This is a genomic window from Streptomyces sp. NPDC054975 (assembly GCF_053609105.1).
Genome location: NZ_JBSGWV010000011.1, coordinates 1 through 25,856, shown reverse-complemented (window position 1 = coordinate 25,856; position 25,856 = coordinate 1). Strand labels below are relative to the sequence as shown.

Annotated in this window: 24 protein-coding genes; 11 read left to right on the top strand and 13 right to left on the bottom strand. The window is 71.7% G+C overall.

Annotated features, from left to right (window positions below; translation table 11 throughout):
• Positions 1-53 precede the first annotated feature (53 nt).
• Entirely contained in the window at positions 54-635 is a 582-nt protein-coding gene (locus tag ACWF79_RS13710; RefSeq protein ID WP_453728275.1) for a 5-formyltetrahydrofolate cyclo-ligase, read from the top strand.
• On the opposite strand, the gene ACWF79_RS13705 is transcribed toward ACWF79_RS13710, so the two are convergent.
• Positions 636-3,359: a penicillin acylase family protein gene (locus tag ACWF79_RS13705; RefSeq protein WP_453728274.1), complete on the bottom strand. Its 2,724-nt coding sequence runs from the start codon at positions 3,357-3,359 to the stop codon at positions 636-638. It lies immediately after the preceding gene.
• A gap of 269 nt (positions 3,360-3,628) precedes the next feature.
• Between ACWF79_RS13705 and ACWF79_RS13700 the strand changes: the two genes are divergently transcribed.
• The 6 genes from ACWF79_RS13700 (at position 3,629) to mscL (ending at position 9,504) form a co-directional block, all read left to right on the top strand.
• Positions 3,629-5,146, top strand: a complete 1,518-nt coding sequence (locus tag ACWF79_RS13700; protein WP_453728416.1) for a potassium/proton antiporter — start codon at positions 3,629-3,631, stop codon at positions 5,144-5,146.
• Between the two features lie 360 nt (positions 5,147-5,506).
• Positions 5,507-6,712 (top strand): MFS transporter, encoded by a 1,206-nt coding sequence (locus ACWF79_RS13695; RefSeq protein WP_453728415.1) that lies wholly within the window; start codon positions 5,507-5,509, stop codon positions 6,710-6,712.
• Between the two features lie 68 nt (positions 6,713-6,780).
• Positions 6,781-7,107, top strand: coding sequence for an FmdB family zinc ribbon protein (locus ACWF79_RS13690; protein WP_453728273.1), 327 nt, complete (start codon positions 6,781-6,783; stop codon positions 7,105-7,107).
• 76 nt (positions 7,108-7,183) lie between these two features.
• A complete protein-coding gene (locus ACWF79_RS13685) occupies positions 7,184-8,044 on the top strand; it encodes an S-methyl-5'-thioadenosine phosphorylase (RefSeq protein WP_453728272.1) in 861 nt (286 codons plus the stop codon).
• Between the two features lie 386 nt (positions 8,045-8,430).
• Positions 8,431-8,811 carry a hypothetical protein gene (locus tag ACWF79_RS13680; protein WP_453728271.1) on the top strand — a complete coding sequence of 127 codons (381 nt, stop codon included), beginning with the start codon at positions 8,431-8,433 and terminating at the stop codon, positions 8,809-8,811.
• Between the two features lie 123 nt (positions 8,812-8,934).
• Positions 8,935-9,504 (top strand): large conductance mechanosensitive channel protein MscL, encoded by a 570-nt coding sequence (gene mscL / locus ACWF79_RS13675; protein ID WP_453728270.1) that lies wholly within the window; start codon positions 8,935-8,937, stop codon positions 9,502-9,504.
• Positions 9,505-9,523: 19 nt separating this feature from the next.
• On the opposite strand, the gene ACWF79_RS13670 is transcribed toward mscL, so the two are convergent.
• From ACWF79_RS13670 to ACWF79_RS13635, 8 genes are all read right to left on the bottom strand, one after another.
• On the bottom strand, positions 9,524-9,745 hold the full coding sequence (locus ACWF79_RS13670; protein ID WP_453728269.1) for a hypothetical protein: 222 nt from the start codon (positions 9,743-9,745) through the stop codon (positions 9,524-9,526).
• A 42-nt stretch (positions 9,746-9,787) separates the two neighbouring features.
• Positions 9,788-10,240: a hypothetical protein gene (locus ACWF79_RS13665; protein ID WP_453728268.1), complete on the bottom strand. Its 453-nt coding sequence runs from the start codon at positions 10,238-10,240 to the stop codon at positions 9,788-9,790.
• Entirely contained in the window at positions 10,237-10,893 is a 657-nt protein-coding gene (locus ACWF79_RS13660; protein WP_453728267.1) for a Rieske (2Fe-2S) protein, read from the bottom strand. Before ACWF79_RS13660 ends, ACWF79_RS13665 begins: the two co-directional genes overlap by 4 nt.
• Entirely contained in the window at positions 10,890-11,489 is a 600-nt protein-coding gene (locus ACWF79_RS13655) for a 4Fe-4S dicluster domain-containing protein (protein ID WP_384515446.1), read from the bottom strand. Before ACWF79_RS13655 ends, ACWF79_RS13660 begins: the two co-directional genes overlap by 4 nt.
• A gap of 8 nt (positions 11,490-11,497) precedes the next feature.
• On the bottom strand, positions 11,498-13,816 hold the full coding sequence (locus ACWF79_RS13650) for a molybdopterin oxidoreductase family protein (RefSeq protein WP_453728266.1): 2,319 nt from the start codon (positions 13,814-13,816) through the stop codon (positions 11,498-11,500).
• The gene (locus ACWF79_RS13645; RefSeq protein ID WP_453728265.1) at positions 13,813-14,934 is read right to left on the bottom strand and encodes an MFS transporter; all 1,122 of its coding nucleotides are present in this window, start codon (positions 14,932-14,934) and stop codon (positions 13,813-13,815) included. Before ACWF79_RS13645 ends, ACWF79_RS13650 begins: the two co-directional genes overlap by 4 nt.
• 67 nt (positions 14,935-15,001) lie before the next feature.
• Positions 15,002-15,802, bottom strand: a complete 801-nt coding sequence (gene pflA, locus ACWF79_RS13640) for a pyruvate formate-lyase-activating protein (protein ID WP_453728264.1) — start codon at positions 15,800-15,802, stop codon at positions 15,002-15,004.
• 66 nt (positions 15,803-15,868) lie between these two features.
• The gene (locus tag ACWF79_RS13635; protein WP_453728263.1) at positions 15,869-16,165 is read right to left on the bottom strand and encodes a glycine radical domain-containing protein; all 297 of its coding nucleotides are present in this window, start codon (positions 16,163-16,165) and stop codon (positions 15,869-15,871) included.
• Between the two features lie 34 nt (positions 16,166-16,199).
• Between ACWF79_RS13635 and ACWF79_RS13630 the strand changes: the two genes are divergently transcribed.
• The 3 genes from ACWF79_RS13630 (at position 16,200) to ACWF79_RS13620 (ending at position 19,393) form a co-directional block, all read left to right on the top strand.
• Positions 16,200-17,378, top strand: a complete 1,179-nt coding sequence (locus ACWF79_RS13630; protein WP_453728262.1) for a low temperature requirement protein A — start codon at positions 16,200-16,202, stop codon at positions 17,376-17,378.
• Positions 17,379-17,410: 32 nt separating this feature from the next.
• Positions 17,411-18,484, top strand: a complete 1,074-nt coding sequence (locus ACWF79_RS13625; protein WP_453728414.1) for a P1 family peptidase — start codon at positions 17,411-17,413, stop codon at positions 18,482-18,484.
• Between the two features lie 132 nt (positions 18,485-18,616).
• Positions 18,617-19,393 carry a DUF6227 family protein gene (locus ACWF79_RS13620; protein WP_453728261.1) on the top strand — a complete coding sequence of 259 codons (777 nt, stop codon included), beginning with the start codon at positions 18,617-18,619 and terminating at the stop codon, positions 19,391-19,393.
• 107 nt (positions 19,394-19,500) lie between these two features.
• Here ACWF79_RS13620 and ACWF79_RS13615 read toward each other — a convergent pair whose 3' ends face one another.
• Positions 19,501-20,583: a glycosyltransferase gene (locus ACWF79_RS13615; RefSeq protein ID WP_453728260.1), complete on the bottom strand. Its 1,083-nt coding sequence runs from the start codon at positions 20,581-20,583 to the stop codon at positions 19,501-19,503.
• Between the two features lie 276 nt (positions 20,584-20,859).
• Between ACWF79_RS13615 and ACWF79_RS13610 the strand changes: the two genes are divergently transcribed.
• The gene (locus ACWF79_RS13610; protein ID WP_453728259.1) at positions 20,860-21,912 is read left to right on the top strand and encodes a hypothetical protein; all 1,053 of its coding nucleotides are present in this window, start codon (positions 20,860-20,862) and stop codon (positions 21,910-21,912) included.
• Between the two features lie 72 nt (positions 21,913-21,984).
• On the opposite strand, the gene ACWF79_RS13605 is transcribed toward ACWF79_RS13610, so the two are convergent.
• Genes ACWF79_RS13605 through ACWF79_RS13595 form a run of 3 tightly spaced genes read right to left on the bottom strand, consistent with a single transcriptional unit; the run spans position 21,985 to position 25,693 of the window.
• Entirely contained in the window at positions 21,985-23,985 is a 2,001-nt protein-coding gene (locus ACWF79_RS13605) for a PTS fructose transporter subunit IIABC (protein ID WP_453728258.1), read from the bottom strand.
• A complete protein-coding gene (gene pfkB, locus ACWF79_RS13600) occupies positions 23,982-24,935 on the bottom strand; it encodes a 1-phosphofructokinase (RefSeq protein WP_453728257.1) in 954 nt (317 codons plus the stop codon). Before pfkB ends, ACWF79_RS13605 begins: the two co-directional genes overlap by 4 nt.
• Positions 24,932-25,693: a DeoR/GlpR family DNA-binding transcription regulator gene (locus tag ACWF79_RS13595; protein WP_453728413.1), complete on the bottom strand. Its 762-nt coding sequence runs from the start codon at positions 25,691-25,693 to the stop codon at positions 24,932-24,934. Before ACWF79_RS13595 ends, pfkB begins: the two co-directional genes overlap by 4 nt.
• Positions 25,694-25,856: the final 163 nt, after the last annotated feature.

Here is a 25,856-nt window from a genome sequence, read left to right as displayed (position 1 = left end):
AAGACAGTTACGAGAGGTTCGTGAAGCCACGTGATGCCCCGGTGACGGCCGACATGTCCGAAAAAGCCGCCTTGCGCGGCCAACTCCTCGCCGCCCGCGCCCTGCTGACCAGCCATGATGTCGAATCCGCCGCCGAGCGGCTCGCGCGGGGCGCACGGGAGCTCGCCGAGCTGGCCGAGGCCTCGACCGTCGCCGCGTACGTGTCGGTGGGCCGCGAGCCGGGCACGCGCGCGTTGCTGGACGTTCTGCGCGCGCGGGGGGTGCGCGTGCTGCTGCCGGTCCTGCTGCCCGACAACGACCTGGACTGGGCCGCGTACGAAGGCGCCGAGCAGCTGGCGAAGGCCGGCCGGGGCCTTCTGGAGCCCACCGGGCCGCGACTCGGCCGGGAGGCGGTGTGCGCGGCGGACGTGGTCCTGCTGCCGGGCCTCGCCGTCGACGCGCGCGGGATGCGGCTCGGGCGGGGCGGCGGCTCGTACGACCGCGTCCTCGCCCGGCTCGCCCGGGCGGGCGCGGACCCGGCGCTCGTGGTCCTGTTGTACGCGAACGAGGTGGTCGCCCGGGTCCCGGAGGAACCGCACGACCACCCCGTGCACGCAGTGGTGACCCCTCAGGGGGTCGTTCGTTTCGACCCGTAGCTACGGCTTCAGGACGAGGGTGTCCTTCGTCGAGGCGTCGACCGCCGCCTTGCCGAAGGACCAGTCGAGCAGCTCGCCCTCGACCCACTTGTCGGTCTGGTCGGTGTAGTTGTCGTGGTACGCGTGGCCCGAGGCGCCGGACAGGTTGATCCAGCGGGACCGGTCCCAGTCGCCGACGTTCACGACCATCCGCATCGACGGGACCCAGATGACGCCGTAGCCGCCGGCCGCGTTCCAGCCGGTCGCGTTGACCGCCGCCTCGCCGCCGCCCAGGTTCCACGGGCCGCGGTTGAGCAGGGACTGGACGAAGCCCGGTCCGGCGGTGCCCAGGGTCTGGTTCTGCAGGGTCAGCTGGTGCAGTCGGCCCCAGCTCCAGGTGGAGACGTCCTTGCCGAGCTTGGCGGTCAGCTCCCAGCGGGCGTCCTCCATGGCGCGGGCGAGCAGCTGGTCACGGGTCTCGGTGGCCTGGTCGGTGCGATTGGCCTCGGTCTTCCACCACTCGCTGTTCTCCTGCTTGAGCAGCGGGCGGACCACCTCGTACCAGCGGTCGCCGCCGTCCGGCTGCGCCGTGTCCCCGTCGCGCTCGCCGCACTCCCACGCCTTCTTGTTCTGCTCGTCGACCGGGAGGCCGGTGAGGTCCGCCGGGCGGACGCTGATGCAGTCGCCCTCGGCCCGCAGCTCCTTGGGCAGCTTGTCGCCGAAGGCGAGCTTGAGGACGTTGCGCCAGACCGCGTTGAAGTACGCGGCGGCGGCCGAGTCGGGCTCCTGGGTGTAGTCCCAGCCCTCGAGGAGCTTCTGCGCCTCGCGGACGTACGGGTCCGAGATGTCGATCTTCAGCAGGAGCGGGTTGAGCAGGGTCGCGATCTCGCTGCGGTTGTCCATCTGCATGGTCCGCATGTCGTCGGGCGAGATCTTCCCGCCGTCCTTGATCTTCGACTCGACGAGGTCGTTGATCCGCTGGCTGCGGGAGCCGTAGCCCCAGTCCGCCGTCAGGAGGTAGGGGTACTTCGCCTTGTCGACGACGGCCTGGTTGGCGGTGACGATGTAGCCGCGGTCGGGGTTCAGCTCGTAGGGCAGCTCGGCGTAGGGGATGTACCCCTTCCACTTGTACGAGGAGTCCCAGCCGGGCGCGGGCACGGTGCCGTCGCCCTTGGCGCGCAGCGGGATCTTGCCCGGTGCCTGGTAGCCGATGTTCTCCGCGTCGGCGTAGATCAGGTTCTGGGACGGGACCTCGAAGTGCTTGGCCGCGGCGCGGAACTGCGTGAAGTTCTTGGCGCGGTTGAGTTCGAAGATCGCGTCCATGGACCGGCCGGGCTGCAGGGCAGTCCACTGCAGGGAGACGGCGTAGCCGGTGCCCCGGTCCGGGGCCGCGTTGCCGACGGGCGCCTTCTGGCCGACCTTCTCCAGCTCGGAGGAGCGGTCGGAGACCAGGGGGCCGTGCTCGGTCGAGCGGATGGTGATCTTCCGGGAGCCGCCGCCCGCGATCTTGATGGTCTCCTCGCGGGTCGTGAACGGCTTGACCTTGCCGTCCACCACGTAGCCCTCGTCCGACACCTTCTCGAGGTACAGGTCGGTGACGTCGGCGCCCAGGTTGGTGAGGCCCCAGGCGACGGTGTCGTTGTGGCCGATGATCACGCCGGGCGTACCGGAGAAGGTGTAGCCGGCGACGTCGTAGCGGCAGGTGGCCGACACCGAGCGGCAGTGCAGGCCCATCTGGTACCAGAGGGACGGCAGCATCGGGGCGAGGTGCGGGTCGTTGGCGAGCAGCGGCTTGCCGGAGGTCGTGTACTGACCGGAGACGACCCACGAGTTCGAGCCGATGCCGTTGCCGTTCGGGCCGAGCAGGGCCGGGATCTCGTCGAGCGTCTCGGAGAGCGCGCCGAGCTGGGTCTGCGCGCCCTGGAGCGCGCCGCCCGCACCGGTACCGTCACCGTCGCCGTTCTTCGACGCCTTGGCCTTCGGGTCGAACTTGCCCGTCTCCTTGTCGACCGCGCCGTTCTGCATGATCGGCTGGTGCAGGTCGGTCGGGTACCCCGGGTACAGCTGCTTGATCTGCGCCGGGCTCAGCCGGCTCGTCATCAGGGAGCGGTCGATCTCGTCCTGCATGTTGCCGCGCAGGTCCCAGGCCATCGCCTTGAGCCAGGCCACCGAGTCGACCGGCGTCCAGGGCTCGATCTCGTAGTCGCCGGTGAGGGTGAGCGCCGCGTACTCCACGGAGACGTCGGAGACGTCCCGGCCCTTGAGATAGGCGTTGACACCCTCGGCATAGGCCTGGAGGTTCTTCTTCGTCTCCGCCGACAGGACCTTGTCGTACTCCTCCTGCGCGACCTGGCGCCAGCCCAGCGTGCGCAGGAAGGCGTCGGTGTCGACCTGGCTCTTGCCGAACATCTCCGAGAGGCGGCCCGCCGTCATGTGACGGCGCACGTCCATCTCGTAGAAGCGGTCCTGCGCCTGGACGTAGCCCTGGGCCCGGAAGAGGTCGGACTCGGTGTCGGCGTAGATCTGCGGAACCCCGTAGGCGTCGCGCTTGACCTCGACCTGGCCGGAGAGGCTGTCGAGCCGGATCTCGCCCGTCGTCTGCGGGAAGGAGCCGCGGACGGTGCTGACGCCCCAGTACCCCCCGTAGCCGACGCCCGAGACCAGTGCGAGGACCAGGACGAGGACGATCAGGCGGGCTCGCCGCCCCTTCTTCTTGGCGGGGGGCGCGGTCGTGTTGGAGGGCATCGCTGTCCTTCGAGGGGCAGGGTGGTCCTGGAGTACGGGAGCAACCTTAGGCGCAGCGTCCGAGCGGCCGGGACGCGGTGTCCCAAGGAGGCCGCCCAAGATCGCACTGGTGATCGAAGGGGCGCAAGGGAGGCGTCAAGAAAACGTTAAAGATTAGGTAAGGTAACGAAGTACCGGCTGCTGGAGGAACGATCCGGCCGCACGTGAGGGGAAGGATCGGGCCACTGACTGTCCACCAGCTCAATGAACTCCTGCTCATCTGCTCGCTCGTGCTGCTCATCGCTGTCGCGGCGGTGCGGATCTCGTCCCGGAGCGGGCTCCCCAGCCTGCTCCTGTACCTGGGAATCGGGATCGCGATAGGACAGGACGGCATCGGCAACGTCGCTTTCGACAACGCCGAGCTGACACAGGTGATCGGCTATGCCGCACTGGTGGTGATCCTGGCCGAGGGTGGCCTGGGCACCAAGTGGAAGGAGATCAAACCCGCGTTGCCCGCGGCGGTCGTGCTGTCGACCGTCGGCGTCGCGGTGAGCGTGGGCATCACGGCGGCCGCGGCCCACTACCTGGTCGGCCTGGAGTGGCGGCAGGCCCTGATCATCGGCGCGGTCGTCTCCTCGACGGACGCCGCCGCCGTCTTCTCCGTCCTGCGCAAGGTCCCGCTGCCCTCGCGGGTGACCGGTGTCCTGGAGGCCGAGTCCGGCTTCAACGACGCCCCGGTCGTCATCCTCGTCGTCGCCTTCTCCACGGTCGGTCCGGTCGACAGCTGGTACGTCCTCGTCGGCACGATCGCCATGGAGCTGGCCATCGGCGCCGCCATCGGCCTCGGCGTCGGCTTCCTCGGGTCCTTCGGCCTGCGGCACGTCGCCCTGCCCGCCTCCGGCCTCTACCCCATCGCCGTCATGGCCATCGCCGTCGTCGCGTACGCGGCCGGCGCCCTGGCCCACGGCTCCGGCTTCCTCGCCGTCTACCTGGCCGCGATGGTCCTCGGCAACGCCAAGCTGCCGCACGCGCCGGCCAACCGCGGCTTCGCCGAGGGGCTGGGCTGGATCGCCCAGATCGGCATGTTCGTCCTGCTCGGCCTGCTGGTGACCCCGTCCAAGCTCGTCGACGACTTCTGGCCGGCGGTGATCATCGGCCTGGTCCTGACGATGGTCGCGCGGCCCATGGAGGTCCTGATCAGCCTGCTGCCGTTCCGCGTGCCCTGGCAGGAACAGGCCCTGATGTCCTGGGCCGGCCTGCGCGGAGCCGTCCCCATCATCCTCGCCACGATCCCGATGGTGTCCGGGATCGAGGGCAGCGAACGCGTCTTCAACATCGTCTTCGTGCTCGTCGTCGTCTACACCCTGGTCCAGGGCCCGACGCTGCCGTGGCTGGCGAAGGCGCTGAAGCTGGGCGACTCCTCCGGCGCCGCCGACCTGGGCGTCGAGTCGGCCCCGCTGGAGCGGCTGCGCGGACACCTGCTGTCCGTCGCCATCCCGGAGGGCTCGAAGATGCACGGCGTGGAGGTCGCGGAGCTGCGGCTGCCGGCCGGAGCGGCGGTCACCCTCGTCGTGCGGGAGGAGAAGAGCTTCGTGCCGGGTCCGGCGACCGTGCTGCGGCGCGGGGACGAGCTGCTCGTCGTCGCGACCGATCCCGTACGGGACGCCACCGAGCGGCGGCTGCGGGCCGTCGGGCAGGGCGGAAAGCTGGCTGGCTGGCTGGGCACGGGCGGCGCGACGGCCGTCACCGAGCCCAAGGGGCCCTCGCACTGGCCGCATCTCCCCTTCACCAAGCGAACGTCCGGTTAATCACAGGCATAGTTTCGAGAGGAAGGGCGTTTTCCCAGGCGGGAAGACGCCCTTCCCTGTACCATGAAGGAACACAGATCGAACCAACTCTGCCTGACGCAGAGCTGGCGCGACCGTATGGCGGCCGAGACGCCCCTCCGCAGTGGGGCCCGGTATCTACCGCAGTTCCGCGCATGAGGACAGCTCTCGGCGGCGCCCGCACCACCGTGCAGGGGCGCGCTACCAGGCGGCAGAAAGGCAAGGACCGTGGTGTCCACGGTCACTTCTGACACGCTTGAGAAGGCCACCGGCGACGGAGGCAAGCAGGGCAAGACCCGCAAGCGCGCCGGATACGGACAGCTCCTTCGTACCCCCGGAGCCCTGTCCTTCCTGCTGCCCGGCTTCGCCGCCCGGCAGCCGTTCGCGATGCTGACGATCGGCATCGTCCTGCTCGTCCAGCACACCACCGGCTCCTACGGCAGCGCCGGCGCCGTCGCCGCCGCGACCGGCGTCTCGATGGCGCTCTTCGCCCCGCAGAGCGGCAAGCTCGCCGACCGCTTCGGCCAGCGTGCCGTCCTGGTCCCCGGCGTGCTCATCCACGCCGCCGCCGTCTCCCTGCTGGTGGTGCTCGCGCTGACGGGCGCCCCGATGTGGGCCCTGTTCCTCGCGGCCGTACCGGCCGGTGCCTCCGTCCCGCAGATCGGGCCGATGGTCCGCGCCCGCTGGGCGGCGAAGCTGGAGAACTCCCCGCTGATGCCGACGGCCGCGGCCTTCGAGTCCGTCACCGACGAGTTCACCTTCGTCGTCGGCCCCGTGCTCGCCACCGCGCTGTGCACCGGTGTGCACCCGGCGGCCGGCCTGATCGCCGAGGCGGCGCTCACGCTCTTCGGCGGCCTGTTCTTCGCCGCCCAGCGGCGCACCCAGCCCGTCCACGGCCTCGTCGCCGCGGCCTCCGCCGAGCCGCACGCCTCCGCGCTCTCCATCCCCGGCGTCCGCGTCCTGGCCGTCGCCTTCCTGGGCATCGGCTCGGTCTTCGGCGGCATGCAGGTCTCGCTGACCGCGTTCAGCGAGGAGATCGGCAACCCCGGCGCCAACGGTCTGCTGTACGGGATCTTCGCCGCGGGCAACATGCTCGCGGGCATCGCGTGCGGCGCCATCGCCTGGAAGATCGGCCCGCGCAAGCGCCTGATCCTGGGCTACGCCGGACTGACCGTGGCCGCCTCGCTGCTCTGGTCCGCGCACTCCGTCCTGCTGCTCGCCGCCCTCGGCCTGATCGTCGGCCTGTGCATCGCCCCGGCCCTGATCACCGGCTACACCATCGTCGAGACCCTGGTCCCGGCCTCCGCCCGGACCGAGGCCTTCACCTGGCTCACCGGCGCCGTGGCGCTGGGCCAGGCGGCGGCCGTGACGGTCGCCGGCCGCCTCGCGGACGAGCACGGCGCGAGCACCGGCTTCCTGGTGCCGCTGGTGGGCACGGCGCTCGCGCTCGCCACCCTCCTGGCGCTGCGCTCGCGGCTGAGCCCCCGGGCTCCCGGGCGGGTCGCGGCACGTGGTATCGGTCACCGAGTGCCGGTGACGGTGGACTGAACCGGCGGAATACGTCACTATGGATCGTCGTTAGCACTCGATGAGTGTGAGTGCCAGGAGGAAGACAAGTGCCGACCTACCAGTACCAGTGCACCGAGTGCGGCGAGGGCCTCGAGGCGGTGCAGAAGTTCACCGATGACGCGCTGACCGAGTGCCCGAGCTGCAAGGGACGCCTGAAGAAGGTGTTCTCGGCGGTCGGCATCGTCTTCAAGGGTTCCGGCTTCTACCGGAACGACAGCCGCGGCTCGTCGAGCTCCAGCTCGCCCGCGTCGAAGCCCTCCACGGCTTCTTCCACGTCGTCGACCTCGTCCTCGTCGTCCTCGGACGCGAAGCCGGCCGCTTCGTCGAACTCGACCACCTCGTCGACTTCGAGCTCCACCACCTCCGCGGCCTGATCGAAGTTCTTACGGAAGCCCTACCGCTGTGCGCGGTAGGGCTTCCGGCATGTCGTGGGCCGTTAATGTGACCGGCATGGCGACCAAGACGACCCACGCGTACGCGGACATCGGTGTGATCGGCGGATCGGGCTTCTACTCCTTCCTGGAGGACGTGGAGGAGGTGGCCGTGGACACCCCGTACGGCAGCCCCAGCGACGTGCTCATGCTCGGCGAGGTAGCGGGGCGGAGGGTCGCCTTCCTGCCCCGGCACGGCCGGAGCCACACGCTGCCGCCGCATCGGATCAACTACCGCGCCAACCTGTGGGCGCTGCGATCGGTGGGCGTACGACAGGTGCTCGGTCCCTGCGCCGTCGGCGGCCTGCGCGAGGAGTACGGGCCCGGGACCCTCGTCGTACCGGACCAGCTGGTCGACCGCACGAAGGCGCGCGCGCAGACGTACTTCGACGGGGAGCCGCTCCCGGAGGCCTGGGGCGGGGCGGTGCCGAACGTCGTGCACACCACCTTCGCCGACCCGTACTGCCCCGACGGACGACGGGTCGCGGTGAAGGCGGCCCGGGGAAAGGGCTGGGATCCCGTGGACGGCGGCACCATGGTCGTCATCGAGGGTCCGCGGTTCTCCACGCGCGCGGAGTCCCGCTGGCACGCCGCGGCCGGCTGGTCGGTGGTCGGCATGACCGGGCACCCGGAGGCGGTCCTCGCCCGCGAACTGGGGCTCTGCTACACGTCGCTCGCCCTGGTCACGGACCTGGACGCGGGCGCGGAGACGGGCGAGGGGGTCTCGCACACCGAGGTCCTGCGGGTGTTCGGCGCGAACGTGGGGCGGCTGCGGGAAGTGCTCTTCGACGCGGTGGGCGCGCTGCCGGACACGGCGGACCGGGACTGCCTGTGCACGCATGCGCACGACGGCTGGGATCTGGGGATCGAGCTGCCGTGACGGCGGCGGGGATTCGCCGGGCCGGACGCCGGATCGGCCGGGTTCCCGCTTCCGCTGTGAATCCCGCTGGACGTCCGCTGTGAATCCCCCTGGGGAGTGAGGGAGTTGTCCACAGACGGCCGTTGATCCACAGGCGGGAGCGGGATTTTCGCCGAGCCGGGATGGTGGGAGCGGTTCTCCGGACGGCCGGAGGACGGTACGACCGACTCGACTCCCGACAGGTGGTGTCCGCGATGACGACCTCTCACTCCCCCGGCACTTCGTCCCTTTCCGTTCCCGCGACGCTCGGTGTCCCACCGTTCGAGCCGCTCAGGGTGGGGGGCGGGCGGCAGCGGTGGCGACGGGCCTTGCGGCGCAGGGGGCGTGCGCCGGCGGCGATCCTCGTGATGAGCGCGGCCGCGCTGGCCGTGGCGGGTGGGGGCGAGGTCTCGGCCGGCCCGCCACGGACCGGGGCGGTGACGCCGGATCAGCGGAAGGCGCCCGCGGTGCGGCTGGTGTCGGCTCCGGTACGGATCGCCGACGCGGCGACCGTGCGGCTGCTGCGGCCCGGGGACCGGGTCGACGTGATCGCCGCGCCCAACTCGCCGATGGGCGAGGCCGGTGAGGCCCGAGTCGTCGCGACGGGCGCCCGAGTGGCCGACGTTCCGCGCACGGGCGAGACTCGTCCGGACGGCGGAGCGCTCGTCGTCCTGTCCGTTCCACGGCCGACGGCGACGGCTCTGGCGGGTGCGGGTGTCACGTCCCGACTGGCGGTGACGTTGTGTTGATTCGCACGGCCTGCCTGCCAAGTAACCGTTCCGTGTGTACGGATTGGACGTCCCCGCGCCCTGCGCGGCCTAATGGCTGGGCTAACCGCACACGTCCATGCACACGCGACGAAAGGCAACCGGGTGAGCCCGAAGAAGGAAAGCGTGATGGCAGGCTTCAAGGCCTTCCTCATGCGCGGCAATGTGATCGACCTGGCGGTCGCGGTCGTCATCGGTGCCGCGTTCACCAACATCGTGAACTCCGTGGTGAAGGGCGTCATCAACCCGCTGGTCGGCGCGTTCGGCACGAAGGACCTGGAGAGCTACCGGTCCTGCCTGAAGGGCCCGTGCCGCGTCGACGACGCGGGGAACGTGGTCTCGGGCATCCCGATCATGTGGGGACTGGTGCTCAGCGCCGTCCTCAGCTTCCTGATCACGGCCGCCGTCGTCTACTTCCTGATGGTGCTGCCCATGGCGAAGTACCTGGCCAGGCGGGCGGCGCACGACAAGGCGAAGGAAGGCGTCCAGGAGACGATGGAGATCAGCGAGCTGGAGGTCCTCAAGGAGATCCGCGATCTCCTGGTCGCCCAGCGCGGCCCCAACGGCGGCGGTACGGACACGGGATCCGGCACGGGCGGCGGTACGGGTACGGGTATGGGCTCCGGCTCGGGTACGGGCACCGGCTCGGGTACGGGGACGCACCCCACCCCCTAGCCGGCGACTCGCACCGGCATCAGAGGTGGTGCGGCGGCTTCTCTTCGAGGAAGCGCGCTAGATCGGCGGAGCTGTCGCTGCCGCCCGGAGGCCGCTCGCCCCACCCGCGGTCCGTATCGTCCGCGGACTGCTGGTCCAGTGGATCATCGAAGATCAGCTTCGGCTTGGTGGTGTTCTCGGGGTTTGACTGTTCGCCGGACTGCTTCACTTCTCGCGGACCGTGGGCGGGGGCGGTGCTCATGTCTTCAGCGTACGCCGGTATCCCGGCCGTGAACCGCCCCGCTCAGCGGTCCTTCGAGTCGAGCAGCCAGAGCCCGAGTACGACGAGGAACGACAGGACGAGGAAGCCGGCACCCCACCAGGCCGTGCCGGTGTCGCCCGCCATCCATTCGTCGACCACGATCGTCAGCCCCCACAGCTGGCCGATGACGACCGTGAGGGCCAGGGCCAGGCGCGCGCTCAGTTTCGAGGAGCGCTCGGGCTCCTGCTCCGTACCGGCGCCGGGGCCCGGGCCGGTGTGGCGGACCCGGGGGTCGCCGTAGCCGCTGGTGGGGCGGATCTGCGGGTAGCGCTCGTGGACGGGGCGGTTCAGGCGCGGCTGCGCGCTCCCCGGGGTGTAGGCCGGGGACGGCGGATACGCGGGGCCGGTGCCGGAGCCCTCGGCGGGGGTTCCGGAGCCCTCGGCGGGGGTGCGGGCGGGGGCCTCGGGGTCGCGGGGGAAAGGGGTGTCGCTCATGTGCGCTCGCTCCTCGTGGCCGCTCCCCGTGCCGAGACCCCCGGGCAGCCGAGGCGCTCCGCCAGGCCGGGCCGGTCCTCGGCGAGCTGGCGGCACAGGCCTTCCTGGACGCTCTCGCCGGACCGGGTCGTGCCGACGGCCCAGACGCTGCCGTCGGCCTCCTCCACCAGGAGCACCTTGGGCAGCGCCCGGGGCGGCGGGCCCGCGGTCACCTCTCCCGTACGGGCGTCGAAGACTCCTTCGTGGCAGGGGCAGTACAGCTCGCCCTCGCTGCCCCGGTCCCTGCGCCAGAGGACGGCGCAGGCGAGGTGGGTGCAGACGGCGGAGTAGCCGGCGAGGGTGCCGTCCTCCAGGCGGACGGCGACCGCCCGGTCCTCCTGCTCGGGGTAGCGGAAGGCCAGGGACTCGCCGGGCAGCAGCTGGTCGGCGATCTTCTTCGGCTCGGGTGTGCCGTCGGCGTCCCCGTGGCGGTGCAGGATGCCGGAGGCGACGCCGATCCCGCCGATGGCCAGGCCGCCGGAGACGGTGGCGACGATCCGCAGGTAGTCGCGCCGGGTGGTGAGCGAGTCGGCGGCGATGCGGTCGTGCAGCGCCTCCTGGGCGGCGTCCGCCGCGCCCGGCCCGTCGGCGGGTGGCTGTTCGGTGACGCTCATCGGACATCCACTCCGTTGATCTCCACGACGGGCAGGCCGCCGGGGACCGGCCACTGGACCTTGTCGGCGGGGACGACCATGGCGACCCCGGTGGAGACGGTGGTCGTGCCGAAGGTGAAGGAGTCGGCGACCTGGACGCCGGGGCGCTCGGCCTGGAGCTCTTCGAGGGTGCCGTAGAAGAGGGCGCCGGTGGGGCAGACGGTGGCGCACATCGGGGCGAGTCCGTAGGCGGTGCGGTCGTAGCAGAGGTTGCACTTCATCTGCAGCTTCGCCTGGAGGTCGATCTTCGGGACGCCGAAGGGGCAGGCGTTGACGCAGTTGGCGCAGCCGATGCAGCGGGTCGTGTCGGCCTGCTGCACGACGCCGTCGGCGGTGACGAGGATGGCGTCGGCGGGGCAGACCTCGGCGCAGGGGGCGACCGGGTCCTCGCAGTGCATGCAGACCGTGGGGAGGGAGGCGACGGAGTGGCCCTCGTCGGGGTAGTCGAGGTGGATCATCGACTTGCCGCGGTGCGAGTCGCACTCGCGGCAGGCCGAGACGCACGCCTGGCAGCCGATGCAGCGCCCGGGGTCGATGAAGATCGTGCGGCCCATCATGAGCGGCGTCAGCTCCTCTCCGCGGTGCCACGGCCCTGCGGGGACGTGGGTGGCAGGGGGTCGGTACGGGAGGCCTGGGTCTCCGGGTAGGCGAGCTGCCCGGGGGCCGTCGGTGGGGCGGGGACCTCGTCGATCGACTCGGCGGCCTCGATGCGGGCCGCGCAGACCTTGTACTCGGGGATCTTGGAGCGGGGGTCGAGGGCGTCGATGGTGAGGCCGTTGGCGGCGGTGGGGGCCGGCCAGTGGTACGGCACGAAGACGGTGTCGGGCCGGATCGCCTCGGTGACGAGGGCGGGGAAGACCTCGCTGCCCCGGCGGGTGACGACGCGGACGGGCTCGCCGTTGCGGAAGCCGTGCGAGGGGTGGACCTCGACCCAGGGGCGCGGGGTCTGTTCGACGAGGGCGCCCAGGCGGCGGGTCTGGTTGCCGGAGAGGAAGTGGGCGACGGTGCGGCCGGTGGTGAGCGAGAGGGGGTACTCCTCGCTGTACGGGTCCATGGGCGGGTGCCACTCGACGACCTGCAGGTGGATCCTGCCGTCCGGGTGGTAGGTCTTCCCGTCCTCGAAGAGGCGGGGGGTGCCCGGGTGGTCGGTGCTGGGGCAGGGCCAGGCGATGCCGCCGGTCTCCTCCAGGCGTTCGTAGGTGATGCCGTAGTAGTCGTTGACCGTTCCGGACGACGCGGTGCGCAGCTCCTCGAACACGGAGCGGGAGTCGGGGAAGTCGAACTTGTCCCCGGCTCCGAGGCGCCTGGCGAGTTCGCAGATCACCCAGGTGTCGGTGCGGACGCCGGCCGGTGGTTCCTGGGCCTTGTTGTGCTTGACGACGCGAGCCTCGGCGTTGGCCATGACGCCCTCGTCCTCGGCCCAGACGGTGACGGGGAAGACGACGTGCGCGTTGGCGGCCGTCTCGGAGAGGAAGAAGTCGAACTGGGCGTGGAACTGGAGGGTGTCGTAGCCGTTCTTGACGGTCGCGTAGTGGGGGAGGGAGACGAACGGGTTGTTGCAGATGCCGATCAGGCCCCGGATCTCCTCGCGCTGCATCTGCCAGACCATCTCCATCATGGAGGTGCCGGCGGGCGGGAGTTCGGACTCGTCGATGCCCCAGATCTCGCAGATCTGGCGGCGGTGCTCGGGGTTGGAGATCGAGCGGCCGCCGGGCAGCAGGTCGGACTTCTGGCCGTGTTCCCGGCCGCCCTGGCCGTTGCCCTGGCCGGTGATGGTGCCGTAGCCGGCGCCGGGCTTGCCGATGTTGCCGGTGGCGGTGCAGAGGTTGATGATCGTCAGGCAGTTCTCGACGCCCTGGGAGTGGTGTTCGACGCCGCGGGCGTGCCAGGCCATGGCCCTGTCGGCGCCGGCGAACATCCGGGCGGTGCGGACGATCTGTTCCTCGGGGACGCCGCAGATCTGGGCGGCGCGGGAGGGCGGGTAGGCCTCCACGGTCCGCCTGACCTCCTCCCAGCCGGTGGCGTGGGCGGCGAGGTAGGCCTCGTCGGTGAGGCCCTCGGCGACGATCACGTTCAGGACGGCGTTGAAGAACGCGGAGTCGGTGCCGGGCTTGAGGGCGACGTGGAGGTCGGCGGTGCGGGCGATGGCCGTCTCGCGGGGGTCGACGACGATCAGGGTGGCGCCGCGGTCCCGGGCTCCCCAGAGGTACTGGGTCATCACGGGAAAGCACTCGCCGACGTTGGAGCCGGCGATGAGGAGGCAGTCGGTGAGGAGGATGTCGGAGAACGGGTTGCCGGCCCGGTCGATGCCGAAGGCCAGCTTGTTGGCGCCGGCGGCGGAGACCATGCACAGGCGCCCGTTGTAGTCGACGTGCCGGGACCTCAGGGCGACGCGGGCGAACTTGCCGACGAGATACGTCTTCTCGGAGAAGAGGCTGGCTCCGCCGAGCAGGCCGAAGGAGTCGTTGCCGTACTCGCCTTGGATGCGGCGGATCTCGGCGACGGTGAAGTCGAGCGCCTCCTCCCAGCTGACCTCCCGGAACTCCTCGTCGCGATCGCGGCGCATGAGCGGGGCGGTGAGCCGGTCGGGGTGGTTGACCTGCTGGTAGGCGTTGATGCCCTTGGGGCAGAGCCGCATCCGGTTGATGTCGTGGTTGCGGGGTTCGACCCCGAAGACCTTGCCCGCGCGGTCGACGCGCAGGTACATGCCGCACTGGACGCCGCAGAAGCAGCAGTGGGTGGGGACGAGCGTCTCGCCGGTCTGGTCGGCGCGCCAGCGGTCGGCGGGGATGCCTCCGGCGTCGCGGAAGTTGCGGGTGCCGCGCGGGGCGATCGAGGGGTCGAGCGGGACGGGGTCCTGCCGGCCCACGTGCTGCTGGGTCACTTGAAGCCCTTCTTGACGTGGGTCAGGTAGGCGTTGCCGCGCATGACGCGCTTGCAGCGGGGGCAGTACTCGGGCCCTTCGGGGAAGCCGAGGTCGAGGTCGCGCATGGTGCCCTGGAGGTTCTCGACGTAGGGGGCGGTGTCGATGGGCTCCTGGCAGCGGCGGCAGGCGAGGGCCTCGTCGCCGTCCTTGCGGCGGGAGGTGTACTTGAAGAGCTGCATGCCGACGGCGGCGGGCCGCTGCACGATGTGGAAGAACTTCCCGAACGGGATGTAGATGAGCGTGAAGACCACCGAGACCATGTGCAGGATCGCCAGGAACTCGTAGCCACCGCCGTGCAGGAAGATCGACGAGAAGGTGAGCAGGAGCCCGGTCACGGAGATGACGATGAGGGCGATCAGGGGCACCAGGTCGTAGGCGAACCGCTGTCCGGTGATCGCGCCGCGGTCCTTCATCCGGCGCCACAGGAAGTACGAGGCACCGGGGATGACGAGGACGGCGGCGACGTCGAGGCCGTGGAACATCAGCCAGCCGACGATGTTCAGGGAGTCGAAGCCGAGGACCTTGAAACCCCAGATCCGCATCTCGTAGCCCGGCCCGGAGCCGGTGGCCGAGGTGAAGGTGAACCAGCCCCAGGTGAGCGGAAAGGTGATCAGGGCGGCCAGGACGCAGCCCCAGAAGATCAGCTGGTGGGCGGCCCATCGGGCGTGGGAGCGGGCGCCGAGGAACTTCTGGAAGCCGAGATAGGTGGCGATCATCCTCGGCAGCGCGGTGGGCGCCTTGCGGAAGTTGGCGGCCGAGAAGAAGGAGCGCCGGCCCTGCTTGAAGAGGCGGCGGGCGCCGGGGGCCGAGATCCACACGGTGTAGCGGTAGGCGACGCCGAAGGCGAGGAAGACGGTGGCGACGGCGTACGGGAGGAGCGCCGAGTCGAAGTCGCGCAGGAGCCGGCTGCCGAGGACGATCGCGACGATCAGCAGGACGGAGACGGCGGTTCCGGCGAGCGCGGCACGGCGGCGCACGTCGGCGGGGGTCTGGTGCCGGCCGTCTACCGGGGGCTGGCGGCGCACGTCGGGGGGTGTCTGGGCGACGGGCGAGGGGCCCTGCGGTGGCTCGGTCACGCGCACACGGTAGGACGGTATGCCCCATTTGGGCATTTCCTGCGGGGCGGGTGGGTGAGCGTGTCGCTCAGACGGCGTCGAGGCCGTGCGAGCGGAAGACGGCCCGGACGCGGACGACCTCGTCCGGGGTCGGGGCGGGGGTGTCGTGGAGGGTGAAGGGCTTGGCGAGTGCTTGCCACTTCGCTTCGCCGAGCTTGTGGAAGGGGAGGATGTCGACGCGCGAGACATTGCCCAGGCCGGCGGCGAAGGCGGCGACTCCCTCGATGTTGTCGGGGGCGTCGGTGAGGCCCGGGACGAGCACGAAGCGGACGTGGACCTCCTGGCCGAGGTCGGCGAGGCGGCGGGCGAAGTCCAGGGTCGGCCGCAGCGGCCGGCCGGTGACCTTCCTGTACGTGTCCGGGTCCCAGGACTTGATGTCGAGCAGGACGAGGTCGGTGTCGCGCAGCAGGGCGTCGGTGGCGCGGGCGCCCAGGAAGCCGGAGGTGTCGAGGGCGGTGTGGAGGCCGAGCTCGTGCTTCATCCGGTGGAGCAGCTCGCCGGTGAAGACGGGCTGGAGAAGGGGTTCGCCGCCGGAGACGGTGGCCCCGCCGCCGGAGGCGGCGATGAAGCGGGTGTACTTCCCGGCTTCGGCGATCACGGCGTCGGCGGAGGTGCGGGCGCCGTCGCGCACCCGCCAGGTGTCGGGGTTGTGGCAGTAGAGACAGGTCAGCGGGCAGCCGGAGAGGAAGGTGACGAAGCGGGTGCCGGGGCCGTCGACGCCGGTCGACAGGTCCCAGGAGTGGACCGAGCCCTCGGAGGCACGGCCGGTCATGGCGGCCGCCGGTGTCGTGGTGGGAGTCGTGACGGGGGGCGTGGTCGTCGTGGTCATGGCAGGCCTCTCCGTTCTGAAGGGGAAGCGGGGCGCCGCGCGCACGGGGCACGCGGCGCCGGGCGTCTACAGCCGGCCGTGGAAGGTGCGGTTGAGGACGTCGAGCTGCTGCTCGCGGGTGAGCCGGACGAAGTTGACCGCGTATCCGGAGACCCGGATGGTCAGCTGCGGATGGTTCTCGGGGTGCTCCATGGCGTCCTTCAGCACATCCCGGTTGAGGACGTTGACGTTCCTTGCTTCTCCACCGTGCGCCCGCGCGTCAGGGGCACGTGAGAGGCCATGGTCGCGACCCGTGCGGGCGGAGGTCCCGTCGGCCTCGGGCCGTACGGACCGCTCGGGCAGCGGTACCGCGCGCCAAAGCACCCGGTGAGGCGGGCGTTCTGGTGTTCTGGGGCGCATGACGCAACCGTTCCTGCCGCTCATCGCGCGGTCTCGTGACGAGGCACATCGGGCCGCCACGCCGCTTGAGCTCTTCTTCGATCTCTGCTTCGTCGTCGCCGTCTCCCAGGCCGGTGCCGAGCTCGTGCACGCGATCGCCGAGCACCACGCCGCCGACGGGATCGCCCACTACGCGATGGTCTTCTTCGCGATCTGGTGGGCCTGGATGAACTTCACCTGGTTCGCCTCCGCGTACGACAACGACGACGTCCTCTACCGCGTCGTCACACTCGTCCAGATCGCCGGCGTCCTCATCCTCGCCGCCGGCGTCTCCCGCGTCTTCGAGGACGACTTCCTCGTCACCGTGCTCGGCTACGTCGTGATGCGGATCGCCCTCGCCTCCCAGTGGCTGCGCGCCGCGCACCACGCCACCGACCCCGCCGAGCGCACGATGTGCCGCCGGTACGCGGGCGGCGTGCTCCTCGTCCAGATCGGCTGGACCGCCTTGCTCTGGGCGCCCGAATCCGCCCGCACGTGGGTCTTCCTCGCCGGGATCGTCGCCGAGCTGGCGGTTCCCGCGTTCGCGGAGAAGGACGTCACCACCCACTGGCACCCGCACCACATCGCCGAGCGCTACGGCCTGTTCACCATCATCGTGCTCGGCGAGACGATCTTCGCGGCCACGATCGCCGTGAAGTCGGGGGTCACGGAGTACGACGCCCTCGACGAGCTGCTCCCGATCGCGGCCGGCGGTCTGCTGCTCGTCTACGCCGCCTGGTGGATCTACTTCGCCGCCCCGGCCCACGTCCGCCTCGCCTCCAACCGGCAGGGCTTCCTCTGGGGATACGGCCACTACCTGATCTTCGCCTCGGCCGCCGCCATCGGCGCCGGGATCGAGGTCGCCGTCGAGCAGGCCGTGGGCAAGGCGCACCTCTCCACCCTCGCCGCCTCCTCGGCGGTGACGATCCCCGCCGCCGTCTTCCTGCTCTGCGTGTGGCTGCTGCACGCCCGCTACTTCAAGGTCGGCATCGCACAGCAGCTCGTGCTGCCCGTCGCGAGTCTGGCGATCCTGATGTGTACGTTCGCCGGCCGCTGGGCGGTCCTGGCGGCAGGCCTCGTCGCGGCGGCGACCGTGGCGGTCGGCGTGACGCTGGCCTCGCGCAACCCCCTCACTCGCGGCGCGAGCCCCGGGCACTGACCGAACTCCCGTGGTACGCAGGGACCATGACCATGACGAACCATGACGCAATCACGGACGTGGCCGGGCTGCGGGTCGGCCACGCGCGCGTGGAGGGTCCGGGGGCCCTGAGCGGGACCACGGTCGTCCTCGCCCCGGAGGGCGGGGCGGTGGCGGCCGTGGACGTGCGCGGCGGCGGTCCCGGCACCCGGGAGACCGACGCGCTGGACCCCCGTAACCTCGTCCAGCGGATCGAGGCCGTGGTCCTGACCGGCGGCAGCGCGTACGGGCTCGACGCGGCCGGCGGGGTGATGGCCTGGCTGGAGGAGCGCGGCCGAGGGGTACGGGTCGGGCCCGAGCCCACGCACGTGGTCCCGGTGGTCCCCGCCGCCTGCGTCTTCGACCTGGGCCGGGGCGGCGACTTCTCCGCGCGGCCCGACGCGGCCACCGGGCGGGCCGCCGTGGAGGCCGCGGCGGCGACGGAGCTCCACGCGCGCGTGGAGACGGGCGCGGTCGGCGCGGGCACCGGCGCCGTGGTCGGCGGGCTCAAGGGCGGCGTCGGGACGGCGAGCACGGTCCTGGAGTCGGGGATCACGGTCGGCGCGCTCGTCGTCGTCAACGCGGTCGGCTCGGCGGTCGACCCGGAGACGGGGGTGCTGTACGGGGAGCTGTTCCAGGGCCGTCGTCCCGCCTGTCCGGAACCGGCCGTACAGGAGGCCGCACGGCGACGCCTCGCCGAGGCTCGCGCCCGGAGCACCCCGCCGCCCCTCAACACCACCCTCGCGGTCGTGGCGACGGACGCCGACCTGACCCGGGCGCAGGCGCAGAAGTTGGCGGGCACGGCGCACGACGGCATCGCGCGCGCCGTCCGTCCGGTGCACCTCCTCAACGACGGGGACACCGTCTTCGCCCTCGCGACCGGCGACCGCCCACTGCCTGCCGAGGCCGGGCCGCTCGCCCTCAACGCCGTCCTCGCGGCGGGCGCGGACGTGGTGACGCGGGCGATCGCGCGGGCGGTCCGGGACGTCGCCGAGGGGGTCGCCGGGCCCGGCGGAGAGTTCCCGGCGCACCGCGAGCTGTACGGACCCGACCGCACTGTCGACTCGCCGTCCAACAAGGGGAGTTGACGGCTTGAGCGGCCGGCGCGGGGGAACTTTCCGCGCGCCCCCCTCGTTTTGCCGAACCCGGACACGATGTCAGACCCAGGGACTACGTTTAGCAAGCACCAAGTGACATGCGGCGACGGCCTGGAGACCCCCTTGAACGATCCGCAGGATCATCACGATCCCTACGAGACGACCGAGACGCACCTCGCGCGGCTCCTCGGCCGGGCGCTCAACTCCTTCGACCTCCCCGACAGCACGATCGAACGCCTGGAGACGGCGTTCGCCCACTCCAGCTCGCTGCACTCCTCGCACCACAGCGCCTCGCTGCACCGCACGACGTACCGCCACACCTATCTGCTCGCCGACGGCACGGCGCTCGGACTGTGGGAGCTCGTGCACAACTCCGGCCGGGACGGCGCCGAGCAGCACGAGCTGTACGCGGACGAGGCGGAGGCCCGGCTCGCAGCGTCCCGACTGCCGACCCGCTTCTCCCCGGGCTGGGGGGTGGAGCGCTCCGCCGGCCTGGACTTCGACGAGGACAGCGACCTGGAGCTGCTGAGCGCGCTGCTGTCGCGCCCGATACCGAAGCAGCCCCGGATGTACGTCCCGGACAACTCCCCGGACCACGCCCGCCGGGTCCTGCGCCGCGCGGAGAACCCGGACCGGCCCGGCGAGGAGACGGCGCGCCGGCTCCGGATGGCGTACGCCCACCACATCACCCAGGCCTTCGGTCGGCTGCGCACGGCGGAGGGCGGCCGGGACGCCGGATTCACGCTCTACGAGCACGCGTTCCTGCTGCTCGACGGCAGCGAACTGAGCCTGTGGGAGGTGGAGCACACGGCGACCCCGGACGGCCGCCACATGTGCGAGGTGTACGGCGACGAGCACACGGCCCGCGAGGCGATGGAACACCGCGCGCGCGTGCGCTAGCGATCGGCCGGTCGGCTCGGGCGGCTCGGTCGGGCGGCCGGCTCGGGCGGTCGGGCGGGCGGGCGGCTCGGTCGGTCGGTCGGGCGGTCGGTCGGTCGGTCGGTCGGTCAGAGGCTCGGGGTCGGCTCCGCACCCGCCGCGTGCGGGGCCGGCACGAGCTTGCGGAGCGCGAACTCACGGTTGGCGTGCGTCTGTCGCCGGTAGACCTCCGGCAGGTCCGGCAGGGCGAGGAGCCGGTCGCAGGCCGCGAGGGAGGCGGCGTGGTCGCCCACCCAGTACGAGGTGATCGAGTACTCGAAGAGCAGCCCCCACCGGTAGACCCACGGCTGGATGAAGAGCAGATCGTCCGGCGGCTCCCGGTCGACGACGGCGGAGACGACCGCGTGCGCGGAGTGGTGGCGGCCCATCAGCCGTAGCCGCGAGGCCAGTTCGTAGCAGGCTTCGAGCCGCTGAGGCCGCGCGTCCCAGGCGCGCGAGAGGGTGTCCATCGCCGAGGGCCAGTCGCCGGACTCGGCCCGCAGGACCCCTGCCTGGAGCAGCGCGTAGTACACCTCCTCCACCCAGCCGCCCATGGCCGCCCGGCGCTCGTAGAGCGCGATCGCCTCGGCGGTGCGGCCCAGGTCGCGCATGGTCTGGGCGAGGTAGAAGACCGTACGGACGTTGGTGGGGTCGCGTTCGAATTCGGCGGTCAGGAGCCGGGCGTCGCGTTCGAACTTGTCGTGGCGGGAGCCCCCGTCGGCGTGGTCCTCGATGACGAGCGCGTCGAGGTTCTCCTGGACGTGGTCCTGGTCGGCGGTGAGGTACTCATGGGTGACGCCTTCGTACCGCCACGGCAGGTCGCCCCTGACCAGGCGCTTGATGCGGTACTCGACCACGCCCTCGTGGCGCAGCATGTAGGCGTCGGCGGTCAGCGGGGGCAGAGGGCCGTCCTGGCGCAGGACGAGGTCGGCGTCGAGGAGCAGGAGATAGTCGGCGCGGCCTCGCGCATGGGAGATGTTCAGGCTCCGGTTGTGCCCGAAGTTCACCCACGGCTCCTCGTGGAGCTCGCCGGGGATGCCGTCGAGCGCCTTGCGGATCAGCTCCTGGGTGCCGTCGGTCGAGCCGGTGTCGGAGATGACCCAGGTGTCCACCAGGTCACGGACGGAGGCGAGGCACCGTTCGATGACGCGTGACTCGTTCTTGACGATCATGCACAAGCAGAAGGACGGCTTCACGGCAACACCGCTTCCGGGGGTCGGTCGGGCAGCGACCGTACGCAGGGGCTTGGGGCGCGGCGGGAAGGCACGCCGACGGGCGCCCAGGAGTTCGCTATCGCGTACGCGTCCATTGGGATCTCACCGATAGGCCATGGCGTTGAGAGCGCGCCGGAGCCGTCAAGACTTCGCGACCGCGATCCGATGATCGTATGGGAGGCCCTGAGGGCTTCCGTGACAGCACACCCGATCCGGTTGAAGAAGGAGCAGTGCATGAGTCCTGATTCCAGGACCAGGTCCTCGCTGGGACCGCTTCCCCGTCGGCGCGCATGGCTGGGCGGCAGCGCCCTCGCCTCCGTCGCGCTGGTGCTCACGGGGCTCGCGACTCCGGCGGTCGGTGACGTACGGAACGTGGGCACGGAGGGTGCTCCGATCGACGTACGGGAGATGTACCCGTACGTCGACGGGGCCACGGGCGACGACTGCGAGGAGCCGCCGCACCACGAGAACGGTGGGCCGCCCCCGCCGCACCACGAGAACGGTGGACCGCCCCCGCCGCACCACGAGAACGGTGGACCGCCGCCGCGCGAGGAGGGTGGCCCGCCGCCGCGCGAGTACCAGGGACCGCCACCCGGTCACGGCGGACTGCCGATGCGGGGGGTGCCGGGCGACGTCCAGCAGTTCCTGGACCAAGAGATCGGCCGGCTGTGGGGCGGTGCCCCGAGCCAGTTCCGCTCGATGCCACCGGCCTGGGGCGGCCCGGAGCACTGCCCTGAGGGCCCGACAGGCCCACCGGGTCCCCCCGGCCCGGAGGGCCCCAAGGGCGACACCGGCGCCACGGGCGACATCGGCCCCACGGGCCCCCAGGGCCCGAAGGGCGACACGGGGGCCACGGGGTCGACCGGAGCCACCGGCTCGACCGGACCCACCGGGCCCTGTGCCGACATCGACATCTACGCCCCCTCCGGCACCGAGGACTTCCAAGCCGTGCTCAGCAACGGCAAGGTGTTCGCCGGCCGGGCTCCCTCACTCGGCGGAACCATCGTCTGGAGGGACCTCACCAACCCCACCACCGTCGGCATGGACGCCGCCAACCCCAACTATCCCCCGGGGGTGTGCGCCGTCGGCATCGAGGCGCAGGGCGACGACGCGTACATCAAGGTGCTCACGGTGAACGGGCAGGTGTGGCAGACCCACGGTGACGTCAACGGCAACAACTTCGTCTGGGACGAGGGCTGGTTCCAGCAGACGCCGCTACCGGCGGCGCAACCCACCACCAGGTTCGCGCGCGGCATGGTCCATCCAGGGGTCGTGAACCGCTCCTGACCGGCGTACCGGACACACCCGAGGGGCGGTGCGCTCGCCACGCACCGCCCCTCGGGGCCGTCTCGGGACCGGTCAGGCCGCCACGGTCACCTTCGCCTCGGCGGCCTCAGGCCGTTCCCCGGCCGCCACCACCTCCGGGGCCGGCTTCCGCGCGCCCTTGAGGAGGATGACGAGCGCGGCGCTGACGAGCGTGCCCGCGACGATCGCGACCAGGTAGAGCAGCGGGTTGCCGATCAGCGGGACCACGAAGATGCCGCCGTGCGGGGCCCGCAGGGTGCATTCGAAGGCCATCGACAGGGCGCCGGTGACCGCTCCGCCGGCCATCGCCGCCGGGATGACCCGCAGCGGGTCGGCCGCGGCGAACGGGATCGCGCCCTCGCTGATGAAGGAGGCGCCGAGCACCCAGGCCGCCTTGCCGTTCTCCCGCTCGGTCTTGGTGAAGAGCTTGCCGCGCACGGTCGTGGCCAGTGCCATCGCGAGCGGCGGCACCATGCCCGCGGCCATCACGGCGGCCATCACCTTCAGGGAGCCCTCGTTCGGGGTGGCGAGACCGCCGACCGCGAAGGCGTACGCGACCTTGTTGACCGGGCCGCCGAGGTCGAAGCACATCATCAGGCCGAGGATCACGCCGAGGATGATCGCGTTGGCGCCGGAGAGGCTGGAGAGCCAGTCGGTCAGGGCGCTCTGGAGGCTCGCGATCGGCTTGCCGATCACCAGGAACATCAGGAAGCCGACGACGATCGACGCGAGCAGCGGGATCACCACCACCGGCATGATCCCCCGCAGAGCCGCGGGCACCTTCACCTTCTGGATGGCGAGGACCGTCCCGCCCGCGATCAGACCCGCGGCCAGGCCGCCGAGGAAGCCCGCGTCGATGGTGAGGGCGATCGAACCGCCGACGAAGCCGGGTACGAGGCCTGGCCGGTCGGCCATGCCGTACGCGATGTAACCGGCGAGGACCGGGACGAGGAAGGCGAACGCGAGGCCGCCGATCTGGAACAGCAGCGCGGCCCAGCTGTCGGCCTGGCCCCAGGCGAAGTGCTCGGCGACGGAGGGGGCCTTGTCGATGTCGTAGCCGCCGATGGCGAAGCCGAGGGCGATCAGGAGACCGCCGGCGGCGACGAACGGGACCATGTAACTCACGCCGGACATGAGCCACTTACGGAGCTTGGTGCCGTAGCCCTCCTCGGGCTCGCCCGCGCTCTCGACCGGGGTCGGCCTCCCGGCGTCGGGGGCGGTGACCTCGCCGCGTTCGGCCTTGCGGCGGACCTCGGCGATCAGCTCGGCGGACCGGTTGATGCCCGCCTTGACGCCCACGTCGACGGTCGGCTTTCCGGCGAACCGTTCCTTCTCCCGTACGGGCACGTCGTGCGCGAAGATCACGCCGTCGGCGGCGGCGACGACCGCCGGGTCGAGCCGGGTGAACCCCGCGGACCCCTGCGTCTCGACGACGACCTCGACTCCGGCCGCCTCACCGGCCTTTTCGAGCGCCTCGGCGGCCATGTAGGTGTGGGCGATGCCCGTGGGGCAGGAAGTGACGGCGACGACCCGGAAGCCTGCGACAGGGGCGGCCGCCGGGGCGGCGGGCGCCGCCGCGGCGGTCTCCGCCGGCTCCGACTCCGGCGACGTCGCCTCCTCCCCCGCGATCAGCGCGGCCGCCCCCTGGGGCGAGGTCGCCGACCTCAGGGCCGTCGTGAACTCCTCGTTCATCAGTTGGCGGGCCAGGGAGGACAGGATCGTCAGGTGGGCGTCGTCCGCTCCTGCGGGGGCCGCGATCAGGAAGATCAGGTCGGCCGGGCCGTCCGGGGCGCCGAAGTCGATGCCGGAGGGTGAGCGGCCGAAGGCGAGCGTGGGCGCCGTGACGTGCGCGCTGCGGCAGTGCGGGATGCCGATGCCGCCGTCGAGGCCGGTCGGCATCTGGGCCTCGCGGGCGGCGACGTCCGCCAGGAAGCCGTCGAGGTCCGTCACCCGGCCGAGCGCGACCATGCGCTCCGCGAGCGAGCGGGCCGCCGCTTCCTTCGTTCCGGCGGACAGGTCGAGATCGACCAGGTCCGCGGTGATCATCTGGCTCATCGCGGGCTCCCTTGCTCGCTGAGTTCTCGGTCGAGAGGTACGTCGGCGGTCACGGTGACCGCCGCCGGGTTCAGATCGGCCGGCGTGGGCATCTCGCTGCCCGGCAGCTGGACCGCCGCCGCGCCGTGCGCGACCGCCGCCGCCAGTGCGTCGGGGCCTTCGCCGCCCGCCGCGAGGAATCCGGCCAGGGACGCGTCCCCCGCGCCCACGTTGGAGCGGACGGCGTCGACCTCCGCCGCCCCGAACCAGGTGCCGTCCGCGGTGACCAGCAGCTGGCCGTCCGCGCCCAGGCTGGCGAGCACGGCGCCCGCCCCGCGCTGGCGCAGCTCCTCCGCCGCCTTCAGGGCGTCGCCGACGGTCGCCAGGGGCCGGCCGACCGCCTGGGCCAGTTCGTCGGCGTTCGGCTTGACGACGTCCGGCCGGGCCGCGAGGGCGGCGAGCAGGGAGGGGCCCGAGGTGTCCAGGGCGATCCGGGCGCCGGCGCCGTGGGCACGGGTGACCAGTTCGGCGTACCACTCGGGCGCGAGGCCGCGAGGCAGGCTGCCGCAGCAGGCGATCCAGTCCGCCGCCGGGGAGTAGGCCCCGACCGTGGCGAGGATCGTCTCGGACTCCTCCGAAGTGAGCCGCGGGCCCGGCGCGTTGACCTTCGTCAGCGTGCCGTCCGGTTCCGCGATGGCGATGTTCGAGCGGGTGTGGCCGGCCACCGGTACGGGTGCGACCTCGATCCCCTGGTCGGCGAGGAGTTGGGCGACGAGCGCGCCGGGCGCCCCGCCGAGCGGGACGACGGCCACGGTGCGGCGGCCGGCGGCGGCGACGGCCCGCGAGACGTTGACGCCCTTGCCGCCGGGGTCCATCCGCTCGGCGGAGGCCCGCAGCACCTCGCCGCGCTCCAGGGCCGGGACCTCGTACGTCCGGTCGAGGGAGGGGTTGGGGGTGACGGTGAGGATCATGTGCGTACGACTTCCGTTCCCGCGGCCTCGATCGCCGCGGCGTCCTCGGGGCTGAGCCCGCTGTCGGTGATGAGCAGGTCGACGTCGGTGAGGGCGCCGAAGCGGGCGAAGTGCTCCTCGCCGTGCTTGGCGGAGTCGGCGAGGAGCACGACCCGGCGGGCGGAGGCGATCACGGCCCGCTTGACGGCGGCCTCGGCGAGGTCGGGGGTGGTGAGCCCGTGCTCGGGCGAGTAGCCGTTGGCGCCGAGGAAGGCGACGTCGGCGCGGATCTCGCCGTAGGCCCGCAGCGCCCAGGCGTCGACGGCGGCTCGGGTACGGTGCCGGACCCGGCCGCCCACGAGGTGGAGGTCGATGCCGGGGTGGTCGGCGAGCCGGGCGGCGACGGGCAGGGCGTGGGTGACGACGGTCAGTCCGCATTCGAGGGGGAACCCGGCGGCGAGGCGGGCGACGGTGGTGCCCGCGTCGAGCACGACGCTGCCCTCCTCGGGGAGCTCGGCGAGGGCGGCCCGGACGATCCGGCCCTTCTCGTCGGCGGCGGTCGCCTCGCGCTCGGCGAGATCGGGCTCGAAGTCGAGCCGCCCGGCCGGTATCGCGCCGCCGTGCACCCGGCGTACGAGTCCGGCCCGGTCGAGGGCCTTGAGGTCGCGCCGTACGGTCTCGGCGGTGACCTGGAACTCTTCGGCGAGGGAGAGGACGTCGACGCGTCCGCTCTCGCGGGCGAGCCGGAGGATCTCTTGCTGTCGCTCGGGTGCGTACATGTGGTTTTGCATCCGTTCCATGCCCGAACCTGTGGTTTCTCTTGCAGACTACGCCCGCCTTTCCCCGAAGTAAACAGACTCGGGCATCGAAACGGACACGAACGGAGATGGCGGGCGACGGACGACGAAGGGCCCCGGCGCCCCGGGAGATCCATCCCGGGGC

Coding starts and splice junctions, on each gene's coding strand:
- ACWF79_RS13710 (WP_453728275.1), top strand. CDS start 54: ATGTCCGAAAAAGCCGCCTTGCGCGGCCAACTCCTCGCCGCCCGCGCC.
- ACWF79_RS13705 (WP_453728274.1), bottom strand. CDS start 3,359: ATGCCCTCCAACACGACCGCGCCCCCCGCCAAGAAGAAGGGGCGGCGA.
- ACWF79_RS13685 (WP_453728272.1), top strand. CDS start 7,184: ATGGCGACCAAGACGACCCACGCGTACGCGGACATCGGTGTGATCGGC.
- ACWF79_RS13680 (WP_453728271.1), top strand. CDS start 8,431: ATGAGCGCGGCCGCGCTGGCCGTGGCGGGTGGGGGCGAGGTCTCGGCC.
- ACWF79_RS13670 (WP_453728269.1), bottom strand. CDS start 9,745: ATGAGCACCGCCCCCGCCCACGGTCCGCGAGAAGTGAAGCAGTCCGGC.
- ACWF79_RS13665 (WP_453728268.1), bottom strand. CDS start 10,240: ATGAGCGACACCCCTTTCCCCCGCGACCCCGAGGCCCCCGCCCGCACC.
- ACWF79_RS13660 (WP_453728267.1), bottom strand. CDS start 10,893: ATGAGCGTCACCGAACAGCCACCCGCCGACGGGCCGGGCGCGGCGGAC.
- ACWF79_RS13655 (WP_384515446.1), bottom strand. CDS start 11,489: ATGATGGGCCGCACGATCTTCATCGACCCCGGGCGCTGCATCGGCTGC.
- pflA (WP_453728264.1), bottom strand. CDS start 15,802: ATGACCACGACGACCACGCCCCCCGTCACGACTCCCACCACGACACCG.
- ACWF79_RS13630 (WP_453728262.1), top strand. CDS start 16,200: ATGACGCAACCGTTCCTGCCGCTCATCGCGCGGTCTCGTGACGAGGCA.
- ACWF79_RS13625 (WP_453728414.1), top strand. CDS start 17,411: ATGACGAACCATGACGCAATCACGGACGTGGCCGGGCTGCGGGTCGGC.
- ACWF79_RS13615 (WP_453728260.1), bottom strand. CDS start 20,583: ATGATCGTCAAGAACGAGTCACGCGTCATCGAACGGTGCCTCGCCTCC.
- ACWF79_RS13610 (WP_453728259.1), top strand. CDS start 20,860: ATGAGTCCTGATTCCAGGACCAGGTCCTCGCTGGGACCGCTTCCCCGT.
- ACWF79_RS13605 (WP_453728258.1), bottom strand. CDS start 23,985: ATGAGCCAGATGATCACCGCGGACCTGGTCGATCTCGACCTGTCCGCC.
- pfkB (WP_453728257.1), bottom strand. CDS start 24,935: ATGATCCTCACCGTCACCCCCAACCCCTCCCTCGACCGGACGTACGAG.
- ACWF79_RS13595 (WP_453728413.1), bottom strand. CDS start 25,693: ATGTACGCACCCGAGCGACAGCAAGAGATCCTCCGGCTCGCCCGCGAG.